The sequence below is a fragment of the Halorhodospira sp. M38 genome, assembly GCF_022227985.1.
In the GTDB taxonomy this organism is placed as follows: domain Bacteria; phylum Pseudomonadota; class Gammaproteobacteria; order Nitrococcales; family Halorhodospiraceae; genus Halorhodospira; species Halorhodospira halophila_A.
The window spans coordinates 1-19,052 of the sequence record NZ_JAJNQP010000020.1 but is presented as its reverse complement, the minus strand read 5'-3'; the positions used below and the strand labels follow the sequence as shown (position 1 = coordinate 19,052).

Here is a 19,052-nt window from a genome sequence, read left to right as displayed (position 1 = left end):
CCCCGGCCGACAGGAGGACACCATGCCCCGTGCCGTCCGCATCCAGCAAACCGGTGGTCCCGAGCAACTGCAGGTGGAGGAGGTCGAGGTACCCGCCCCGGGAGCCGGCGAGGTACTGCTGCGCCAGAGCGCCTGCGGGGTCAATTTCATCGACTGCTACCACCGCAGTGGTCTGTATCCGCTACCGCATCTGCCCCACGGCATCGGCGTGGAGGCCTGCGGGGTGGTCGAGGCGGTCGGCGAAGGGGTCCGCGAGGTGCAGGTGGGCGAGCGGGTGGCCTACGCCACGCCACCGCCGGGGGCTTATGCCGAGGCGCGGGTCCTGCCGGCGGAGCGGCTGATCCCGGTCCCCGACGAGGTCGATGACCTGGTGGCCGGCGGCACCCTCCTGCGCGGCCTGACCGCTTGGCTGCTGCTGCACCGTACGTTCACGGTCCGGCGCGGGCACACGCTGCTGATCCATGCCGCCGCCGGGGGCGTGGGGCAGATCCTCTGCCAGTGGGCCGACGCCCTCGGGGCGACGGTGATCGGCACCGTGGGCGATGAGGAGAAGGCGCAGGTGGCCGCGGAGCACGGCTGCCACCATCCGATCGTCTACACGCGGGATGATTTCCGCGAGAAGGTGGAGGCGATCACCGGCGGCCGGGGGGTGGACGTGGTCTACGACTCGGTGGGGGCGGCCACGTTCGAGGGCTCGCTGGATTGCCTGCGTCCGCTGGGGCTGATGGTCAGCTACGGGAACGCCTCCGGGGCGCCGCCGGCGATCGAGCCCGGGCTGTTGGCGCTGAAGGGGTCGCTGTTCCTCACCCGCCCGGTGCTGTTCCACTATGTCGCCGACCGCCACGAGCTGCTGGCCGGGGCCTCGGCGTACTTCGATGCGCTCACCCAGGGGGTGATTGAGCCGCGGGTGGGGCGGCGCTACCCGCTGGAGAAGGCGGCGCAAGCCCACACGGACCTGGAGGCCCGGGCGACCACCGGGGCCACGGTACTCGATCTCGGCGCAGCGGGTTGACCCCGGCGCGGGGGATGCCCCGGGTCCGCCGGCATCGAACGAGCGCGCCCCTGCGGGGTTCCCTGCGCTGCTCACCGGCGCGGGGCCGCTCGCTTAACTCGCGGCGCTGCCGCGCCGCTCGGACAAAACCTCGCTGACCAGCGCGAACCGGCAAAGGTTCGCGCTGGCCCCCCGCGACGGCTGCGCTGCTCGGCGCGCTCAATGACGCCGCACCCGGCAGGGGCCATCCCCGCAATCCGCGCGGCTCGGCGCCATTCAGGTGTAGCGGCAGGCTTCGCTCAGGCCGGCGATCGGTTAGAATGCATCGGTTAGTCGGTGAGCGACGGAGGAACCCATGGAACTGCTCTGCCCGGCCGGTAACCTGACCGCCCTGCGCGCCGCCGTGGACAACGGGGCCGACACGGTCTACATCGGCTTCCGGGATGCGACCAACGCACGCCACTTCCCGGGGCTCAACTTTACCCCGGAGCAGGCCGCACGGGGCGTCGAGTACGCCCATCAGCGGGGCGTGCGCGTCCTCGTCGCCGTCAACTCCTACGTCCAGGCCGGTGGATGGGCGCAATGGCAGCGCTCCATCGACGAGGCCGCCCGCATCGGCGCCGACGCCGTCATCGTCGCCGATCTGGGCCTGCTCGAGTACACCGCTGAACAGTGGCCGGATCTGGGCCTGCACCTCTCCGTCCAGGCCTCGGCGACCACCCCCGAGGCCCTCGACTTCTACAAGCGCTGCTACGGGGTCAGCCGCGCCGTGCTGCCGCGCGTGCTTTCCATCCAGCAGGTCGAGGCCCTGGCCGGTGATACCGACGTCGAGCTCGAGGTCTTCGGCTTCGGCTCGCTGTGCGTCATGGCCGAAGGGCGCTGCCTGCTCTCCTCCTACGCCACCGGCGAATCGCCCAATACCGTGGGGGCGTGCTCGCCGGCGTGGGCCGTGCAGTGGCAGGAGACCCCCCAGGGCCGCGAGGCGCGGCTCGGTGGGCTGCTCATCGACCGCTTCGCGCCCGACGAGCCGGCGGGCTATCCGACCATCTGCAAGGGGCGCTACGACGTCGAGGGGGCCTTGGAGCACGCCTTCGAGTCGCCCACCAGCCTGGAGACCGCCGAGCTGTTGCCGCGGCTCAAGCGCGCCGGCATCCACGCGGTCAAGATCGAGGGACGCCAGCGCAGCCCGGCCTACGTGGGTAAGGTGACCCGCATCTGGCGACAGCTCATCGACCGCATCCCCGAAGCCGAGGGCGACTACACCCCGGACCCGGCGCAGGTGGCGGCCCTGCGCGAGTTCTCCGAGGGGGCCACCACCACCCTCGGCCCCTACGAGCGCAACTGGCAGTGACCGGCGAGAGGGCAAGCCGATGAAGATCGCGATCGGGCCGATTCTCTACCACTGGCCGGCGGCCGATATCCGCCGGTTCTACGACGGGTTGCGCGGGCGGGTCGATACCTTCTACCTGGGTGAGACAGTCTGCGGCCGCCGCCGCGAGCTGCGTCCCGAGGAGTGGATCGGTCTCGGCCGCGAGCTGGCCGAGGAGGGCCACGAGGTGGTGCTCTCCACCCTGAGCCTCGTCGAGGCGCGCTCCGAGGCGTCGGTGGTACGTCGGCTGTGCGATAACGGCGAGCTGCGGGTCGAAGCCAACGACTTCACCGCGGTCAGCGAACTGGAGCGCCGCGGCCTCCCCTTTGTCGCCGGGCCGACCCTCAACCTCTACAGCGGTCGCGCCCTGCGTGCCATGCAGCGCGCCGGCGCGGTGCGCTGGGTGCCGCCCATGGAGTTGCCCGGTGACTCCCTGCGCGGGGTGCTCGGCGAACTCACCGAACTCGGCGGCGAAGCCATGGAGACCGAGGTCTTCGCCTACGGCCGCCAGCCGCTGGCCTTCTCGGCCCGGTGTTTCTCGGCCCGGCACTACGACCGCCCCAAGGACGACTGCGGCTTTGTCTGCGGTCACCACCCCGAGGGGTTGCCGGTGACCACCCGGGCCGGGGAGCCGTTTCTGGTCATCAACGGTATCCAGACCCAGTCCTGGGGCTGCGCCAATCTGCTCCCGGCCATCCCGGACATGCAGCAGATGGGCGTGAGCGCGGTGCGCCTTTCACCACGCCCCGGTGCCATGGACCAGGTGGTGGCCGCTTTCCGGTCCGCGATCGCCGGCGAGCCGGCGACGCTGCACGAGCCGGAGCCGGGGCAGCAGTGCGACGGCTACTGGTGGGGCGAGGCCGGACACACCCGCAAGGCCCCCGAGCCGGGGATGGCGGAGGCAGGCCGATGAAGAGACCGCAGCTCGATCAGGCCCTGCCGCTGCTACTGGCACCGCTACGCTTCGTGCCCGGGCCGGTCAATGCCGCCGTGGTGCCGGCGGTTCTGCAGCAGGTGCTGGCGGACGCGCTGGCCGACGGCGAGCTGGAGATCCTCGTCGACCGGACGCTGGCGTTGGAGGTCACCGACGCCCGGCTGGCCTACGGCTTCACCCTCCGCGATGGACGACTGGCCACGGCCGAGCCCGCTGGGGCGGATGTCACCATCCGTGGAGATGCCGCCGCGTTCCTGGCGCTGGCCGGCGGCGCTGCCGACCCGGACATGCTCTTCTTCCGCCGGCGGCTTAGCGTCGAGGGCGATGTTGCCCTGGGCTTGTCGGTGAAGAACCTGCTGGAGAGCTACGAGCCCCGCCACCGGTTGCCCGGGCCCCTGTGCCGCGCCCTCGAGGCGGCCGCTGCCCAGGTCAAGGTGTAGCGGCCGCCTCCCTGGCCGCGGTGCCCCCCGAGCCACTACAGTGGAGTGGCGCGCCCCGCGGGGTGGGGGTGCTGGCGGACAGAGGGGCAGGTGATGAGCGGTGCTGGTGAGCGGGGTTGCGGCGGCAACGACGATCCGCGTCGACGCCTGGGCGAGCGGATCGGCAGGCGCTGGCCCCGACAACAGGCGGACGATCTGGCGCGCTTCGTGACGCGCTATTACGCCCGGGTCGCGGCCGAGGATCTCGAGGATCGGGATCCCGAGGACCTCCTCGGCGCCGCCGTCGCCCACTGGCGCCTGGCCGGGCGCCGGCCGCCAGGCCAGGCGGCGATTCGCGTCTACAACCCGGACCCGGAGCAGCACGGCTGGGAGAGCCGTCACACCGTCGTCGACCTGGTCGTCGATGACCGTGCCTTCCTGATCGATTCGGTGACCATGGCCCTGCAGCAGCAGGGGCTCGCCATCCACCGTTTGTTCCACCCGGTGCTCGCCGTGCGCCGCCAGGAAGGGGGCGAGGGCGTCGCGGCGGTGGACGACGCGGATGCCCCCCTGACCGCGTTCATGCACTTCGAGGTGGATCGGCGCACCGCCCCCGAGGAGCTTGATGCCCTGCATCGGCGACTGCAGGCCGTCCTCGACGACGTCGCCACCGTTGTCGACGACTGGCGCGCGATGCGCAGCCAGCTCCTGGCTGCCGCCGACGAGCTCCAGGAGTGTCCGCCACCCGGGCTCGCCGCCGCAGACCGGGCCGAGGTGGACGCCTTTCTGCGTTGGGCGGCCGAGCACCATTTCACCTTCATCGGCTACCGGGCCTACCGCCTCGAGCAGGCCGACGACGGCCTCTGCCTGGTGCCGGAGCCGGACCGGGCCTGCGGCATCCTGCGTCACGCGCCGGCGACCCCCTCGCTGCGCTTTGCCGCTCTGGCCCCGGAGGTGCAGGAGCGCGCACTGGAGCCCGAGCCGCTGATCCTGACCCAGACCAACGCCCGCTCGCCGGTGCACCGTCCCGGCCCCATGGACTACCTCGGGGTCAAACGTTTCGATGCGCAGGGGCGGGTGGTGGGCGAGCACCGTTTCCTGGGTCTCTACACCTCGGCGGCCTACTACCGCAGCGCTCAGGAGATTCCGCTGCTGCGCCGCAAGGTGGCCACGGTCCTTCAGCGCGCCGGTTACCCGGCCGAGAGTCACGCCGGTAAGGCGCTGCTCAACATCCTTGAGACCTACCCGCGGGACGAGCTCTTCCAGATCGAGGTTGACGAACTCGAGCGCATCGCTCGCGCCGTGCTCCACCTGCGCGAGCGCCCGCGGGTGCGCCTGCTGGTGCGCTACGATCCCTGGCAGCGCTTCGCCTCCTGCCTGGTCTACGTCCCGCGGGAGCGCTACGACACGGCTAATCGGCGGCGCATCCAGGCCCGCCTCGAGCAGGCCCTGGGGGCGCCCGAGAGCGATTTCAGCGTCCAGATCGGCGAGTCGCTCCTGGCGCGCATCCGCTTCATCCTGCCCCTGCCCGGGCGCGGCGTGCCCGATGTCGACCTGTGCGCTCTCGAGGGGCGTCTGGCCGAGGCCGTGCGCTCGTGGGCCGACAGCCTGCAGGAGGCTCTGCACGAGCGGCTCGGCGAGGAACAGGGCAGTCGCCTGGCGCAGTGCTACGCCGACGCCTTCCCGGTGGCCTACCAGGAGGGGGTGCCCGCCCGGGTGGCGGCCCAGGACGTAGAGCGGATCGAGCGCGTGAACCGCGGCGCGGGCCCGCAGATGGTCCTCTACCGGCCCGTGGAGGCCGGTGCTGGGGCGCTGCGCTTCAAACTCTTCCACGGGGCACGCCCGGCCAGCCTTTCCGACGCGCTGCCGGTGTTCGAGGACATGGGCCTGCGGGTGGTGGACGAGCAACCCTTCGAGGTCGCCGCCACCGGTGCTCCGGTCTGCTGGATTCACGATTTCGGTCTGTGCTGGCAGGGGGTGGGGGGGTGCGACCCCCAGGCGGTGGGCGAGCGTTTCCGCGACGCCTTCGGCGCCGTCTGGTCACAGGCGGCCGAGAGCGACGGCTTCAATCGCCTGGTCCTGGCCGCTGGCCTGGACTGGCGCGAGGTGGCTGTGCTGCGTGCCTATGCCCGCTATCTGCGTCAGATCGGGAGCACCTTCTCCCAGGCCTACATGGCCGAGACCCTGGCGGCGCATCCGCGCATCGCCGCGCTGCTGGTGGCCCTTTTCCACGCCCGCTTCGACCCCGGACGCGCCGACGCCGAGCGGGTCGCCGGCGAGGCGGCGGCCATCCGCGAGGCGCTGCAGGGGGTGGCCAGCCTGGATCAGGATCGGATCCTGCGCCAGCTGCTGGCGGCGCTGGAGGCCACCGCCCGCACCAACCACTACACCGCCGCGACAGGGGCGCCGCTGGCCCTCAAGCTGCATCCGGCCAGTATCCCCGACCTGCCGCGGCCGGTGCCGTGGGCGGAGATCTTCGTCTATGCCCCGGCCTTCGAGGGGGTTCACCTGCGCGGCGGCGAGGTGGCCCGCGGCGGGCTGCGCTGGTCGACGCGGCGCGAGGATTTCCGCAGTGAGGTGCTCGGGCTGATGAAAGCGCAGATGGTCAAAAACGCCGCTATCGTGCCGGTCGGGGCCAAGGGCGGTTTCGTGGTCAAGGATTTGCCCGGCGCCGGGGCGGCGCAGCGTGAAGCGGTCCGCGACGCCTACCGGTCCTACATCGAGGCGCTGCTCCAGGTTACCGACAACCTCCGCGACGGCCGGGTGGTGCCGCCGGAAGGGGTGCTCCGCTACGACGGTGACGACCCCTATCTAGTGGTCGCGGCGGACAAGGGTACGGCTAGCTTCTCGGATCTGGCCAACAGCGTTTCGGCGGCCCACGGCTTCTGGTTGGACGATGCCTTCGCCTCGGGTGGCTCGGCCGGTTACGACCACAAGGCGATGGGCATCACCGCGCGCGGTGCCTGGGAGTCGGTGCGGCGGCACTTCCGCGAGCTTGGTCGCGATGTCCAGCGCGAGCCTCTGACAGTAGTCGGCATCGGCGACATGTCCGGCGATGTCTTCGGCAACGGCATGCTCTGCTCCGAGCAGATCCGCCTGGTGGCCGCCTTCGACCACCGGCACGTCTTCATCGACCCGCAGCCGGACGCGGCGCTTGCCTACACTGAGCGTCAGCGGCTGTTCGCTCTGGAGGGTTCTAGCTGGGCGGACTACGATCCGGCGCGGATCTCCACCGGCGGCGGCGTCTATCCGCGCAGTGCCAAGTCCGTCTCGCTCTCCTCCGAGGCGTGCCGGGCGCTCGGCATTGAGACCGCTGAGCTGACCCCGGACCAGCTCATCCAGGCTGTGCTGCGCGCCCCGGTGGATCTGCTCTGGAACGGCGGCATCGGTACCTACGTCAAGGCCCGGGAGCAGAGCCACACCGAGGTCGGCGACAAGGCCACCGACGGAGTGCGAATCGACGCGCGTCAGCTGCGCTGCCGCGTGGTGGGCGAGGGCGGCAACCTGGGCTTCACCCAGGCGGCGCGGGTGGAGTACGCCGCCGCCGGCGGCCGGATCAACACCGACGCCATCGACAACGTCGGCGGTGTGGCCTGCTCCGACCACGAGGTCAATATCAAAATCCTGCTTAACGAAGCCCGCGACGACGGCGAACTCACCGGCCGTCACCGTGATGCGCTTCTGGCGGAAATGACCGAGGAGGTGGCGGAACGGGTCCTCGAGACCTGCCGCGCCCAGGCCGGCGCCCTGAGCCTGGCCGAAGCCGAGGCCACGGCGCGGCTCGATGAGCACGCCGAGCTGATGCGCCGGCTCGAGCGTGACGGCGTTCTCGATCGGACCCTCGAGGGGCTGCCCGACGATGAGGCACTGGCCGAGCGGGCCGCGCAGGAGTTGGGGCTGCTGCGGCCCGAACTGGCGGTACTACTGGCCTACGCCAAGATCGTCGTCCAGCGCGAACTGCGCGCCTCGGCGCTGCCCGGTGAGGCGTTCATGGAGCCGTTGCTGTTCGACTACTTCCCGCCGGCGCTCGGCGAGCGTTACGCCGAGCGCGTCCGCGGCCACCGTCTGCGCCGGGAACTGGTGGCCACCGCCGCCGCCAACCGGGTGGTCAACCGCATGGGCGAGACCTTCTGCGCGCGGCTGGCCGCGCGCTCGGGCTGCGAGGTGGCGGAGGTAGTGCGGGCGTGGTTCGTGGCCGAGGCAATGTTCGCGCTCGACGCCGCCTGGGAGGGTGTCGAGGCGCGGGCGAGCGAGGTGGACCACGGCGTGGTCACCGGCCTGCTCCAGGGGGTGCGAGAACTCCACGAGCACGCGACGCTGTGGCTGCTGCGCAACCTCGGTGCCGGGCTCGGGGACGCCGAGGGCGGCGCCGCGGCTGCGGTATCTCGCGTGCGGCCGAGCCTGCAGCGGCTCAACGAGCACCTCAGCGATCTGCTGCCCGCCGCTCGGGCGGAGGCTCTGGCGGCCGAGGGAAAGCGGCTCGAGCAGGCCGGCCTGCCGCCGGGGCTGGCGCGGCGGATGGCGACCCTGCCCGAGCTCTACCCGGCGCTGGACTGGGTGAAGGTGGCAGAATCCACCGGGGCCGACATCCTGGCCATCGCAGCCAGCCACTTCCGTCTGGTCGAGGGCCTCGGCCTGGCGGGTCTGCGTCGGCGGTTGGAGCGGCTCGAGGCCCATGACGGTTGGCAGGTGCGCTTCCGCGAGGGGCTGGTGGCGGATTACGATCTCCAGTTGCGCGGCCTGACGGCGCAGCTGGTGGCGACCCGCGGCGCCGATCCGGCGGCCGTCGACGGTTTCCTGGGCGAGCGGCGCGTGGCGTTGGAGCGCCTGCAGACCGTGCTGGCCGAGGTGCAGCAGAGCGCGGCGCCGGGCGGCGCCGTCCTGGCCGTGGCCGTCCAGGAGCTCAAGGCGCTGGTCCAGGTGGGCGATGCCCGCCGTCTCCCCGAGTCCTGAATCATACGAGGTCCTATGCGCGAACCGGTGCAACTCTCCCTGACCACCCGCGGTGCGGGGGCGCCGCTGCTCCTGCTCCACGGCCTCTACGGCAGTGGCGGCAACCTCAACCGCTTCACCCGCCGCTTCGCCGCTGACTACCGGGTGTTGACCCCGGATCTGCGCAACCACGGCCGGTCACCGCATCGGCCGGGCATGGACTACCCGGCACTGGCCGCCGATGTGGAGGCGCTGCTCGATCGCGAGGGTTTTGAGCGGGTGGCCGTGCTGGGCCACTCCATGGGCGGCAAGGTGGCCATGACCCTCGCCCTGACCCGGCCTCGGCGGGTGGCGGCGGTGGTCGCCGCAGACATCGCTCCGGTGGCCTACCGGCACGAGCACGCCACCGTGATCGCCGCCCTGCAACGGGTCGATGTGGCCGGGGCCGCCAGTCGGCGCGAGGTGGATGCCGCCCTGGCGGCCGAGATCACGTCGCCGGCGGTCCGCCAGTTCCTGCTGACCAACCTGGTCCCTGCCGCCGGGGGTGGTTACCAGTGGCGTATCCCGTTGCAGCTCCTCGCCGAGGCGGTGCCGGATATCCAGGGTTTTCCGGATCTGGCGGGTACTTATGACGGCCCGGCACTGTTCCTCTATGGAACGGCCTCTGACTACTTCGACCCGGTCCGGCACCGGGATGCCGCGGCCGGGTATTTTCCGGCGGCCGAGTTCGAGGCCCTGGAGGGCGCTGGTCACTGGCTGCACGCCGAGCAGCCCGAGGCCTTCGCGGCTGCCGTGGAGCGTTTCCTGGCGCGGACCTACCCGGCCCGGTAGGCCCGGCCACCCTGGAAGCAAGCATCAAGCTCACCCTATACTGGGCTGATTCAACACCCCAAGGGAATTTATATGTCCGACGACTTCAAAGAAGCCGCCCTCGAATACCACCGACAGCCAACCCCTGGCAAGATCGAGGTCATCCCCAGCAAACCGCTGGCTAACCAGCGTGACCTCGCCCTGGCCTACTCGCCCGGCGTGGCCTCGGCCTGCGAAGCCATTGTCAACGATCCCCGCGAGGCGGCCGCCATGACCACCCGGGGCAACCTGGTGGCGGTGATCACCAACGGCTCCGCCGTCCTCGGACTGGGCAACATCGGTCCGCTGGCGTCGAAGCCGGTGATGGAGGGCAAGGGCGTCCTGTTCAAGAAGTTCGCCGGCATCGATGTCTTCGATATCGAGGTCGACGAGCCGGACGCCGAGCGCTTCGTCGACATCGTCTCCGCCCTCGAGCCGACCTTCGGGGGCATCAACCTGGAGGACATCAAGGCGCCGGAGTGCTTCGAGATCGAGGAGGCCCTCAAGCGCCGGATGAACATCCCGGTCTTCCACGACGATCAACACGGCACCGCCATCATCACCGCCGCGGCCATCCGCAACGGCCTGCGCGTGGTGGGTAAGCGCCTGGAGGACGTCACCCTGGTCTGCTCCGGTGCCGGGGCGGCGGCTATCGCCTGCCTCGACCTGCTGGTGGCCATGGGCCTGCCCAGGGAGCAGATCACCGTCACCGATCGAAAGGGCGTGGTCTATAAGGGGCGCAAGGAGTACATGGATCCGCGCAAGGAGGGCTACGCCCGGGAGACGGCCGCGCGGAGCCTGCGTGAAGTGATCGAGGGTGCGGATATCTTCCTGGGCCTGTCGGCACCGGGGGTGCTCAACGCCGAGATGGTCAATCTGATGGCCGATCGGCCGATCATCATGGCGCTGGCCAATCCGGTCCCCGAGATCCTCCCCGAGGAGGCGCGGGAGGCCCGTCCCGATGCGGTGCTCGCCACCGGCCGCTCGGATTATCCGAACCAGGTGAACAACGTCCTGTGCTTCCCATTCATCTTCCGTGGGGCGCTGGACGTGGGCGCCAGCGCCATCAACGAGGCGATGAAGATCGCCGCGGTGGAGGCCATCGCCGACCTGGCCACCGAGGAGTCCTCCGAGGAAGTGGTGGCGGCCTACGGGGGGCGGCCCTGGAGCTTCGGGGCCGACTACCTGATCCCCAAGCCGTTCGACCCCCGGTTGATCAGCCGCGTGGCGCCGGCAGTGGCCCACGCCGCCATGGAGAGCGGGGTTGCCTGCCGGCCGATCAACGACTTCGAGGCCTATCGGCTGCAGCTGCAGCAGTACGTGTTCCAGTCGGGCCTGGTGATGAAGCCGATCTTCGAGCGCGCCCGCGAGCAGCCCAAGCGGGTGGTCTACACCGACGGCGAGGAGGAGCGCATCCTGCGCGCCGTGCAGCTGGTCGTGGACGAGAATCTGGCGCGGCCCATCGTGGTCGGGCGGCGGCGAGTGGTCGAGAAGCGGCTGCGTCAGCTCGGCCTGCGCGTGCAGATCGACGAGGACTTCGAGCTGGTCGACCCGGAGGGCGACCCGCGCTACCGCGACTACTGGCAGGCGTACTACCACCTGATGGCCCGCCGCGGTGTGACCCCGGCGCGGGCACGGACCGTGGTGCGCACGCGCAATACCGTCATCGGTGCGCTGATGGTCCACTTGGGCGATGCAGATGCCCTGGTCGGCGGTATCGAGGGGCGCTACCAGCGGCAGATGCAGCATATCCAGGACGTTATCGGTCGACGCCGTGGGGTGCGGAACCTGGCGGCCATGAACGTGCTGATCATGCCCAAGGGGACTTTCTTCCTGGCGGACACCTACGTCAACCAGGATCCCAACCCCCACGAGATTGCCGAGATGACCCTGCTGGCCGCCGATGAGGTGCGCCGTTTCGGAACCACGCCGAAGGTGGCCCTGCTCTCGCACTCGAACTTCGGGACCTCGTCGCAGCCATCGGCGGAAAAGATGCGCCACGCCCTGGAGCTGATCCAGGATCGGGACCCGGCCCTCGAGGTCGAGGGCGAGATGCACGGCGATGCGGCGATCTCCGAGGAGGTGCGGCGGCGCATCTTCCCCGATGCGCAGCTGGAGGGCGAAGCGAACCTGCTGATCATGCCCGGGCTGGACGCCGCCAACATCTCCTTCAATCTGCTCAAGGCGACCACCGACAGTGTCTCGGTGGGGCCGATCCTGCTCGGGACCGCCAAGCCGGCCCACCTGCTAACGCCGTCCTCGACGGTCCGGGCCATCGTCAACCTCACCGCCCTGTCGGTGGTCGAGGCGCAGATGACCGAGGCTGTGGACGCCGGGAAGCAGACGTAGCGCCGGGGCGGCGGCAGAAGGGGGTACGAAAAAGGCCCCGGGCCACTCTAAGTGGCCCGGGGCCTCTCGTTTGCCCGCCGGTCGCCCGCAGCGTGGGTGTCAGTCGTTGCGGGGTCGCCCCTCGGTGTCGTCGCCGGGGGCGTAGTCGGGGGGGGCGTCCGAACGGCCCTCCTCGAGCTCCGGCGCCGCCGGGCGCTCCGGGGCGGGCCCCGGCAGACCAGGGAGGGCGTCGCTGCCGGCGCCGGAGAGGTCCATGGCCAGGCGATAGGTGGCCCGGGCCCCGTCGTAGTCCCCCAGATGCTCCTGCAGGGCACCGAGGGTGCGCAGGTACTCCGGCCGGGCCGTCTGGTCCACGGCGGCCTGCAGGTAGTCCCGGGCCCGGTCCCACTGCTCGGCCTGCAGGGCCAGGATGCCCGCGGCGTAGAGGGTCTTCGGATCGTCCCGGTGGGCTTGGATCCAGCCCTCGGCCTTCTCCAGCCGCGTCGCGTAGGTGGCGGTGTCGTCGGCCGGCAGGCGAGCGTAGCGCTCGAGCAGCTCGGGGTTCCACTCCTTCTGCAGCTGCTTCTGGATGAGCTCCTCGGCGCTCTGTACCTCCCCGAGGGTGATCAGCCCGTCCACGTAGGCGCAGAGCACCTCGGGATCCTTGCGCAGGCCTCGGCTCAGGTCCTGCCACGCCTCTTGCAGGGCCTGCTTGTCCTCGCCGGAGGCCCGCGCCAGGCGCTCTCGGGCCACCCAGCGGTTGAGATCGAGGAGTTCGTTCTTGGGCAGGATGCCTTGGCGGTCGATGCGCGGCAGCAGGGGCTCGAGCCGCTCCCAGTCGCCCAGGGCGCGACAGCAGCCGATCATCAGCTCCAGGGCCCGGCGATGCTTGGGCTCCTTATCGAGGACGGCCGACACGCTCGCCTGAGCCTCTTCCCACTGCCCCGATTCGGCCTGCAGCTGCGCCTGGAGCAGCCGGACCGCCAGGTTGGCGTCGGGCCCGCTCTTCTCGGCCGTGGTCAGGTAGCCGTCCCGCACCTCGCGGGCGCCCCGGCGCTGGGCGGCGATCGCCGCGGTCAGGTAGTTCACCAGGGGCGCCTCGCTGCGCCGGGCGCTGTGCACCAGCTGCTTTTCGGCGGTGTCGTAGTCACCCTCGGCAAAGCGCAGCAGCCCGGAGGTGAGTTCTGTGCGGGCCGACTCCTGCCGCCGCTGGCCCTGCCAGCTACGCAGCCGGCGCGGCATGCTCCACAGCCGCCCAAGGGCGGCCAGGGCCAGGTAGAGCAGGAGGACCAAGAGCCCCAGGACCACGGCGGAGAAGAGCAAGCTCATCTCCAGCCGCCAAGGCCCCACGGAGAGCATCACGTAGCCCTCCTGCTGGTTGAAGTACAGCGCCGTAAGTACGGCACCGGCCAGGATCAGTAGGTAGATGAACAGGCGGCGCATGTCAGAACGGCTTCACTGGTTCAAGGAGGGGTTCGATATCCGGCAGGTCGTGCCGGATCGGCTCGTCGGCCAAGTCCAGTAGCTCGTCTCTGGCCTCGGCGACGCGCTCGTCGTCGGTGTCGAAGCGGCGTTCCAGCCACCCGGCGGCCCGCTCCAGCCCGGCGCGATAGCTCTCTTGGTCGCCGCTGTGCAGTGCCAGCAGGACGCTCTCCAGCTGCAGACGCAGCCCCTCGCGCAGGAAGTACTGCTGCTCCGGGGTGAGGAGTTCTTCCAGCTCCTCCTCGTGTTGCACCCGGACCAGCTCACCGAGTCCCTCGCGCAGGCGGCTCCAGGCCCGACTCAGAGCGCCCCGCCAGCCCTCCTCGGCTTCGTCGAGCTCCGGCAGATCCGGGGCCACGCCCTCGCCCGGATCGCCGGTGAGGGCAAGGTCATTGATCTCGTCCATGCGCGCAGTGATGCGCTCGCGGATGCCGCCAATATCCGGGCCGGAGTAGTCGAGCAGGGCGTCGATGGCCTCGCGGATGGCTTGGCGCTCCGGGATGCTCTCGCCGCCGAGTTCGGCCAAGAGGCCGTCGGCGCCCCGCAGGGCGGCCAAGGCGGAATCCACGTCGTGGTGGTGGCGGACCCGGTGGATGGCAATCTGCGCCAGGTAGCCGGCCTCGGCCTTCAGCCAGCCTTCCTCTTCCTGCTCGCTGCGCGCCCCGAGGCGCTCCATGTCCTCGTCGAGCCCCTCCTGCGCCGCAGCAAGTTCCTCGACCCGCTCTTCAAGGCGGGACTCGATCTCGTCCATGCGCTCGGTCAGTCGCGCGTCCAGATCCCCCAGCGCGGCCTCGCCGACGCCCTCCGCATCGCCCAGCTCATCGAACCGGGCGGCCAGATCGTCCACGCGGGACTCCAGTGACGCCAGGCTATCGGCGGTATCGTCGCTGGCCTGCTTGGCTGCCTCGACGTCCGCGGCGAGGGCGTCGAAGTCCTCCAGGTACTCTTCCAGGCGGGCGGCGGCCTCGGCCTGCTCGCGTGCCTTCTCAAGGGTCTCGTCGAGCTCGGCATCGCGCTCCTCCTGGGCGGCGACGCGCTCGTCGAGCTCTTGCTGAGCGGCCTGCAGTTCCTCGTAGAGCTGATAACCGTAGACGCCCGCAGCAACGGTGCCGCCGCCGAGCAGAACGATGACGAACCACAGGGTGAAACGGCTGCGCGGTTCGGGGGTGGAACTCAGCCGACTGCCACCGCCTCCGTCGCTGCCGCCGCCACTTCCGGAGCCGGACTTGCCGCTGTCCTGCTCCTTACCCTTGTGGTCCTCCTTGCCTTCCTTGTCGTCGCCGCCGGAGGCTTGCTCCTGGCTCGATTGGGTGCTCGCGGCGGCGCTGCTGGAACGTTCCTGGCCGGTGGCGTCGCTGCTGCTGCCCGCCTCGCCCGGCTGTTCACCGGGCCGGGTATCGCTCTGGCCACCGCCGGCGCTCTCCTGGCTGCTGCTGCCGGTGGCAGCGCCGGGCTGGGGGGCGGGCTGCCCTGGGCGGGCATCGCCGCGACGCGGGCTATCACCGCTGCGCGATTCGGAGGAACTCTGCGCGCCGCGGTTCGGATCCTCCGGGCGATTCCGGTCCTCCGGACGGTTGGGGTTGCTCATCTTCGCCTACTCCTGATCTCTGCCACGGCCCTGGCGGCGCGTGCGGTGGCCGCCGTGAGCTCTTCTTCCGCCGCGGTTGCCGCGATCTCGACATGTCCGGCGTGGGGGCTCGCCATGACCGCCACCCGGTCGCCGATGACGACCACCGCAGCCCGGGCGAGCCACCGTCGGCCACGGTCCCCGACGAGCTCCAGGAAGTTCTCCAGAACCTCGCCGCTGGTGGCGATGACGACCTGAACGCGGTCGGCCTCGGCGGCCGCGAGCAGCGGGGTGGGGTCGGCCGACGGCCGGATGCGTCGATAGACTTCCAGAAAACCCACCTCGGCGCCACAGTCGCGGAGTGTCTCGGCCAAGTGCGGCCGCCCTCCGACTCCGCGGACTATCATGACACGCCCCGAGCTGATGCTGCCAAGTTCCGTTTCCTCCAGCAGATCCTCGCTCGTGGCGCCATGGCGGGGGTAGAGCACCTCCTCGATGCCGTTGCGACGAAGTGCCTCGGCGGTGCCCCGGCCGACGGTGGCGCAGCGGGCGTGGGCGGCGGGGCCACCGGCGGCGCGGATGCGTGGCAGCCCGTGGTCGACGGCGTTCTGACTGACGAAGATCAGCCAGTCGGCGCCGGCGGCCTGCCGGGCTGCCTCCTGCCGTGCCGCGTCGTCCGGCTCGGCGGCGATCTCCAGGGTGGGAAACCGCCACACCTCGGCGCCGGCCTCCTCCAGGGCGTGAGCGAGACCCTCCGCCTGGTGGGCGGGTCGGCTGACGACGACGCCGGTGCCGTCCAGGGGCCCCGTCATGGCTGCTCGGCGAGGGCCTTGAGGATGCGGTCGGCCCCGCGGGCGAGTAGGTCGTCGCCCAGCTGGCGGCCCAGGTTCTCGGCATCGGCGGCGGGGCCGCGGATCTCGCCCCGGATGACTTCGCTGCCGTCAACGGCGCCCACCAGACCGCGCAGGTGGACCTCGTCGCCGTCGAGCTCGGCGTAGCCGCCGATGGGAACCTGGCAGCTGCCCTCGAGCCGGGCGTTCATGCCCCGCTCGGCGCTGATGCGGATGCGGGTGGGCTCGTGGTTGAGACCCTCCACGAGTTTCATGACCCGCTCGTCGCCCTCCCGGCATTCGATGCCGAGCGCACCCTGGCCCACCGCAGGCAGGCTCTGTTCCGGCGTCAGGCGCCCGGCGATGCGGTGCGTCAGCTCCAGGCGGTCGAGCCCGGAGGCGGCCAGGATGATGGCGTCGTAAACGCCATCGTCGAGCTTGCGCAGCCGGGTCTGGACGTTGCCGCGCAGGACCTCGATGTGCAGGTCGGGCCGGCGGTCCATGATCTGGCATTGACGGCGCAGGCTCGCCGTACCGACCCGGGCGCCGTGGGGGAGCTCATCCAGGTCCGTGTAGTGGTTGGAGACGAAGGCGTCCCGCGGATCGGCCCGGTCCGAGACGGCGGCCAGGGCGAAGCCGTCGGGCAGGCGCCAGGGAATGTCCTTCATCGAGTGCACGGCCAGATCGGCGTCGCCGCGCAGCATGCCGTCCTCGAGTTCCTTCATGAACAAGCCCTTGCCGCCAATGCGCGCCAGCGGCTGATCGAGGATCTCGTCGCCGCGGGTGGACATGGGGACCAGCTCCACCTCCAGGCCGGGGTGCAGGCGCTGCAGTTCGGCGGCGATGTGCTCGGCCTGCCACATGGCAAGCTGGGAACGGCGGGTGGCGATTCGCAGGGATTCAGCGGCCATTACGGTCCATCCTGACTGGTTAGACTCGGAGAAAAACACGCTAAAGTGTCGTCGCAATGCCGCCCCGGTTTCAACCTGTTGTCGCCGATAGTGACGCCGCAGGGGGCGCGCGCGACGGCCGCTCGGCACTACAATGACGGCCGCGCCGGCGCCCCCGCCGGGCGGGACGACCGGCTTGAGACCCTTTCCGCCCACTGAAAAGCGATCGTGAGCACCCGCTATGAGCCAGAAAGACGCAGCCCCCGGCCAGCAGCTGTGGACCGGCCGTTTCACTGAGGCGACCGACGCATTCGTCGAGCGCTTCTCGGCCTCGGTGCAGTTCGATGCCCGCCTCGCCCTGCACGACATCCAGGGCTCCGAGGCGCACGCCCGCATGCTTGCCGAGCGCGGTGTGCTGACCGAGGCCGAGCGCGACGCCATCCTCCAGGGCCTGGCCGAGATCCGCCAGGAGGTGGTCGAGGAGCGCTTCCCCTGGTCGCCGCAGCTCGAGGATGTCCACATGAACATCGAGCACCGGTTGACCCAGCGCATCGGCGAGGCCGGCAAGAAGCTCCATACCGGCCGCTCGCGCAACGACCAGATCGCCACCGACGTGCGTCTCTTCCTGCGCGAGGCCATCGACACCATCCGCGCCGAGCTTGCCCGCTTCCAGAACGGCCTGGTCGATCTGGCCGAGCGCGAGGCCGACACCATCATGCCCGGCTTCACCCACCTGCAGGTGGCCCAGCCGGTGACCTTCGGCCACCACATGCTGGCCTGGTACGAGATGCTCGAGCGCGATCGCGACCGGCTGGCCGACTGCCGTCGCCGGCTCAACCAGTGCCCCCTGGGCGCCGCGGCGCTGGCCGGGACTTCGTTCCCCATCGACCGCGAGGCGACCGCCCGCGAGCTGGGCTTTGATGGGCCGACGCGCAACTCCCTGGACTCGGTCAGTGACCGCGACTTCGCCATCGAGTTCTGTGCCGACGCCAGCCTGGTCCTCGTGCACCTCTCGCGCATGGCCGAGGAGCTGGTGCTGTGGACGTCGCAGCAGTTTGGCTTCATCGACTTGCCGGATCGCTTCTGCACCGGTTCGTCGATCATGCCGCAGAAGAAGAACCCCGACGTGGCGGAGCTGGTGCGCGGCAAGGCCGCCCGGGCCCAGGGCAGCCTGGTTCAGCTGCTGACCCTGATGAAGGGCCAGCCGCTGGCCTACAACCGGGACAACCAGGAGGACAAGGAGCCGCTGTTCGATGCCGTGGATACGGCCCGTGATGCGCTCACCGCCTTCGCCGATATGGTCCCGGCGCTGACCGTCAACCGCGAACGCTGCCGCGAGGCGGCCCGGGCCGGTTTCGCCACCGCCACCGATCTGGCCGATTACCTGGTTCGCCAGGGGCTGGCTTTCCGCGACGCCCACGAGGTGGTCGGCCGTGCCGTGCGCTACGCCACGGAGGCCGACCGCGACCTGGCCGAGCTCAGCCTCGAGGAGCTGCGGCAGTTCTCCGCGGCCATCGGCGACGACGTCTTTGCGGTCCTGACCCTCGATGGCTCGGTGGCGGCGCGTTCCCACATCGGCGGCACGGCGCCGGAGCAGGTCCGTGCCCAGGCCCGTGCGGCCCGGGAGCGCCTGGCTTGAGCCACCGCCCGCGTAAGCGTTTCGGGCAGAACTTCCTGCGCGATCCGTCGGTCATCCAGCGCATGATCACGGCGATCGCCCCGCGGCAGGGGCAGACGCTGCTGGAGATCGGCCCCGGCGAGGGGGCACTGACCGAGCCGCTGCTCGAACGCCTGGGCAGCCTGACGGCGGTGGAGCTCGACCGCGATCTGGCGCCCCGGCTGCGCGAGCGTTTCGGCCCTGCCCTGACGGTGATCGAGGGTGACGCCCTGGAGCTGGATCCGGCCGGGCTGGCTCCGGCCCAGGGGCGACTGCGCGTGGTGGGGAATCTGCCCTACAACGTCTCGACGCCGATCCTGTTTCACCTGCTCGCCGCCGCGGACACCATCGAGGATCTGCACCTGCTCCTCCAGCGGGAGGTGGTGGATCGGATGGTGGCGCCGCCGGGGAGCCGGACCCGGGGGCGGCTGTCGGTGATGGTGCAGTACCGCTGCCGGGTGGAGCGCTGCTTCAACGTGCCGGCCGGGGCGTTCTTCCCGGCGCCGAAGGTGATGTCGTCGTTTGTTCGCCTCGTCCCCCACCGTCCGCTGCCGGCGCCGGCCCAGGACGAGGCGTGGCTGCAGGAGGTGGTGACGGCGGCCTTCGCCGGGCGGCGCAAGACGCTGCGCAACAGCCTCAAGGGGCGGGTCGCGGAGGCGGCGTTCGAGGCGGCGGGGGTCGATCCCGGGGCGCGGGCCGAGACGCTCTCGGTGGAGGCCTTCGTGCGCCTCGCCGATGCCGCACGGGGCGCACCGGAGACCGCCGCAGGGCGGTGAGAGGGAGTCGTACTGACTGACGGTGCTT

Annotated in this window: 13 protein-coding genes; 9 read left to right on the top strand and 4 right to left on the bottom strand. The window is 70.8% G+C overall.

Annotation, left to right across the window (positions count from 1 at the left end; all coding sequences use genetic code 11):
- The first annotated feature begins 22 nt into the window (after positions 1-22).
- From LRA98_RS10750 to LRA98_RS10720, 7 genes are all read left to right on the top strand, one after another.
- Positions 23-1,012 carry a quinone oxidoreductase family protein gene (locus tag LRA98_RS10750; protein WP_238634028.1) on the top strand — a complete coding sequence of 330 codons (990 nt, stop codon included), beginning with the start codon at positions 23-25 and terminating at the stop codon, positions 1,010-1,012.
- 334 nt (positions 1,013-1,346) lie between these two features.
- Complete coding sequence (gene ubiU / locus LRA98_RS10745) at positions 1,347-2,342, top strand: ubiquinone anaerobic biosynthesis protein UbiU (protein WP_201242979.1); 996 nt, start codon at positions 1,347-1,349, stop codon at positions 2,340-2,342.
- Between the two features lie 19 nt (positions 2,343-2,361).
- Positions 2,362-3,273 carry a U32 family peptidase gene (locus LRA98_RS10740; protein ID WP_238634089.1) on the top strand — a complete coding sequence of 304 codons (912 nt, stop codon included), beginning with the start codon at positions 2,362-2,364 and terminating at the stop codon, positions 3,271-3,273.
- Positions 3,270-3,734 carry a ubiquinone anaerobic biosynthesis accessory factor UbiT gene (gene ubiT, locus LRA98_RS10735; RefSeq protein ID WP_201169863.1) on the top strand — a complete coding sequence of 155 codons (465 nt, stop codon included), beginning with the start codon at positions 3,270-3,272 and terminating at the stop codon, positions 3,732-3,734. The genes LRA98_RS10740 and ubiT overlap by 4 nt, the downstream gene beginning before the upstream one ends.
- Positions 3,735-3,827: 93 nt before the next feature.
- Positions 3,828-8,666 carry an NAD-glutamate dehydrogenase gene (locus LRA98_RS10730; RefSeq protein ID WP_238634090.1) on the top strand — a complete coding sequence of 1,613 codons (4,839 nt, stop codon included), beginning with the start codon at positions 3,828-3,830 and terminating at the stop codon, positions 8,664-8,666.
- Positions 8,667-8,681: 15 nt separating this feature from the next.
- Complete coding sequence (locus LRA98_RS10725; protein ID WP_238634091.1) at positions 8,682-9,476, top strand: alpha/beta fold hydrolase; 795 nt, start codon at positions 8,682-8,684, stop codon at positions 9,474-9,476.
- Between the two features lie 72 nt (positions 9,477-9,548).
- Positions 9,549-11,843: an NADP-dependent malic enzyme gene (locus LRA98_RS10720; RefSeq protein ID WP_201169856.1), complete on the top strand. Its 2,295-nt coding sequence runs from the start codon at positions 9,549-9,551 to the stop codon at positions 11,841-11,843.
- A gap of 99 nt (positions 11,844-11,942) precedes the next feature.
- Here LRA98_RS10720 and LRA98_RS10715 read toward each other — a convergent pair whose 3' ends face one another.
- Genes LRA98_RS10715 through hemC form a run of 4 tightly spaced genes read right to left on the bottom strand, consistent with a single transcriptional unit; the run spans position 11,943 to position 16,612 of the window.
- Positions 11,943-13,265, bottom strand: coding sequence for a heme biosynthesis HemY N-terminal domain-containing protein (locus LRA98_RS10715; protein ID WP_238634092.1), 1,323 nt, complete (start codon positions 13,263-13,265; stop codon positions 11,943-11,945).
- A 1-nt stretch (position 13,266) separates the two neighbouring features.
- Entirely contained in the window at positions 13,267-14,892 is a 1,626-nt protein-coding gene (locus tag LRA98_RS10710) for a uroporphyrinogen-III C-methyltransferase (protein WP_238634093.1), read from the bottom strand.
- Positions 14,889-15,683: a uroporphyrinogen-III synthase gene (locus LRA98_RS10705; RefSeq protein ID WP_201169846.1), complete on the bottom strand. Its 795-nt coding sequence runs from the start codon at positions 15,681-15,683 to the stop codon at positions 14,889-14,891. The genes LRA98_RS10710 and LRA98_RS10705 overlap by 4 nt, the downstream gene beginning before the upstream one ends.
- On the bottom strand, positions 15,680-16,612 hold the full coding sequence (gene hemC / locus LRA98_RS10700; protein WP_201169844.1) for a hydroxymethylbilane synthase: 933 nt from the start codon (positions 16,610-16,612) through the stop codon (positions 15,680-15,682). Before hemC ends, LRA98_RS10705 begins: the two co-directional genes overlap by 4 nt.
- A 220-nt stretch (positions 16,613-16,832) precedes the next feature.
- On the opposite strand from hemC, the gene argH reads away from it, so the two are divergent.
- Together argH and rsmA are read left to right on the top strand one after the other, a co-directional pair.
- Positions 16,833-18,230 carry an argininosuccinate lyase gene (gene argH / locus LRA98_RS10695; protein WP_201169842.1) on the top strand — a complete coding sequence of 466 codons (1,398 nt, stop codon included), beginning with the start codon at positions 16,833-16,835 and terminating at the stop codon, positions 18,228-18,230.
- Complete coding sequence (gene rsmA / locus LRA98_RS10690) at positions 18,227-19,024, top strand: 16S rRNA (adenine(1518)-N(6)/adenine(1519)-N(6))-dimethyltransferase RsmA (RefSeq protein ID WP_201169840.1); 798 nt, start codon at positions 18,227-18,229, stop codon at positions 19,022-19,024. Before argH ends, rsmA begins: the two co-directional genes overlap by 4 nt.
- The last annotated feature ends 28 nt before the right edge of the window (positions 19,025-19,052 follow it).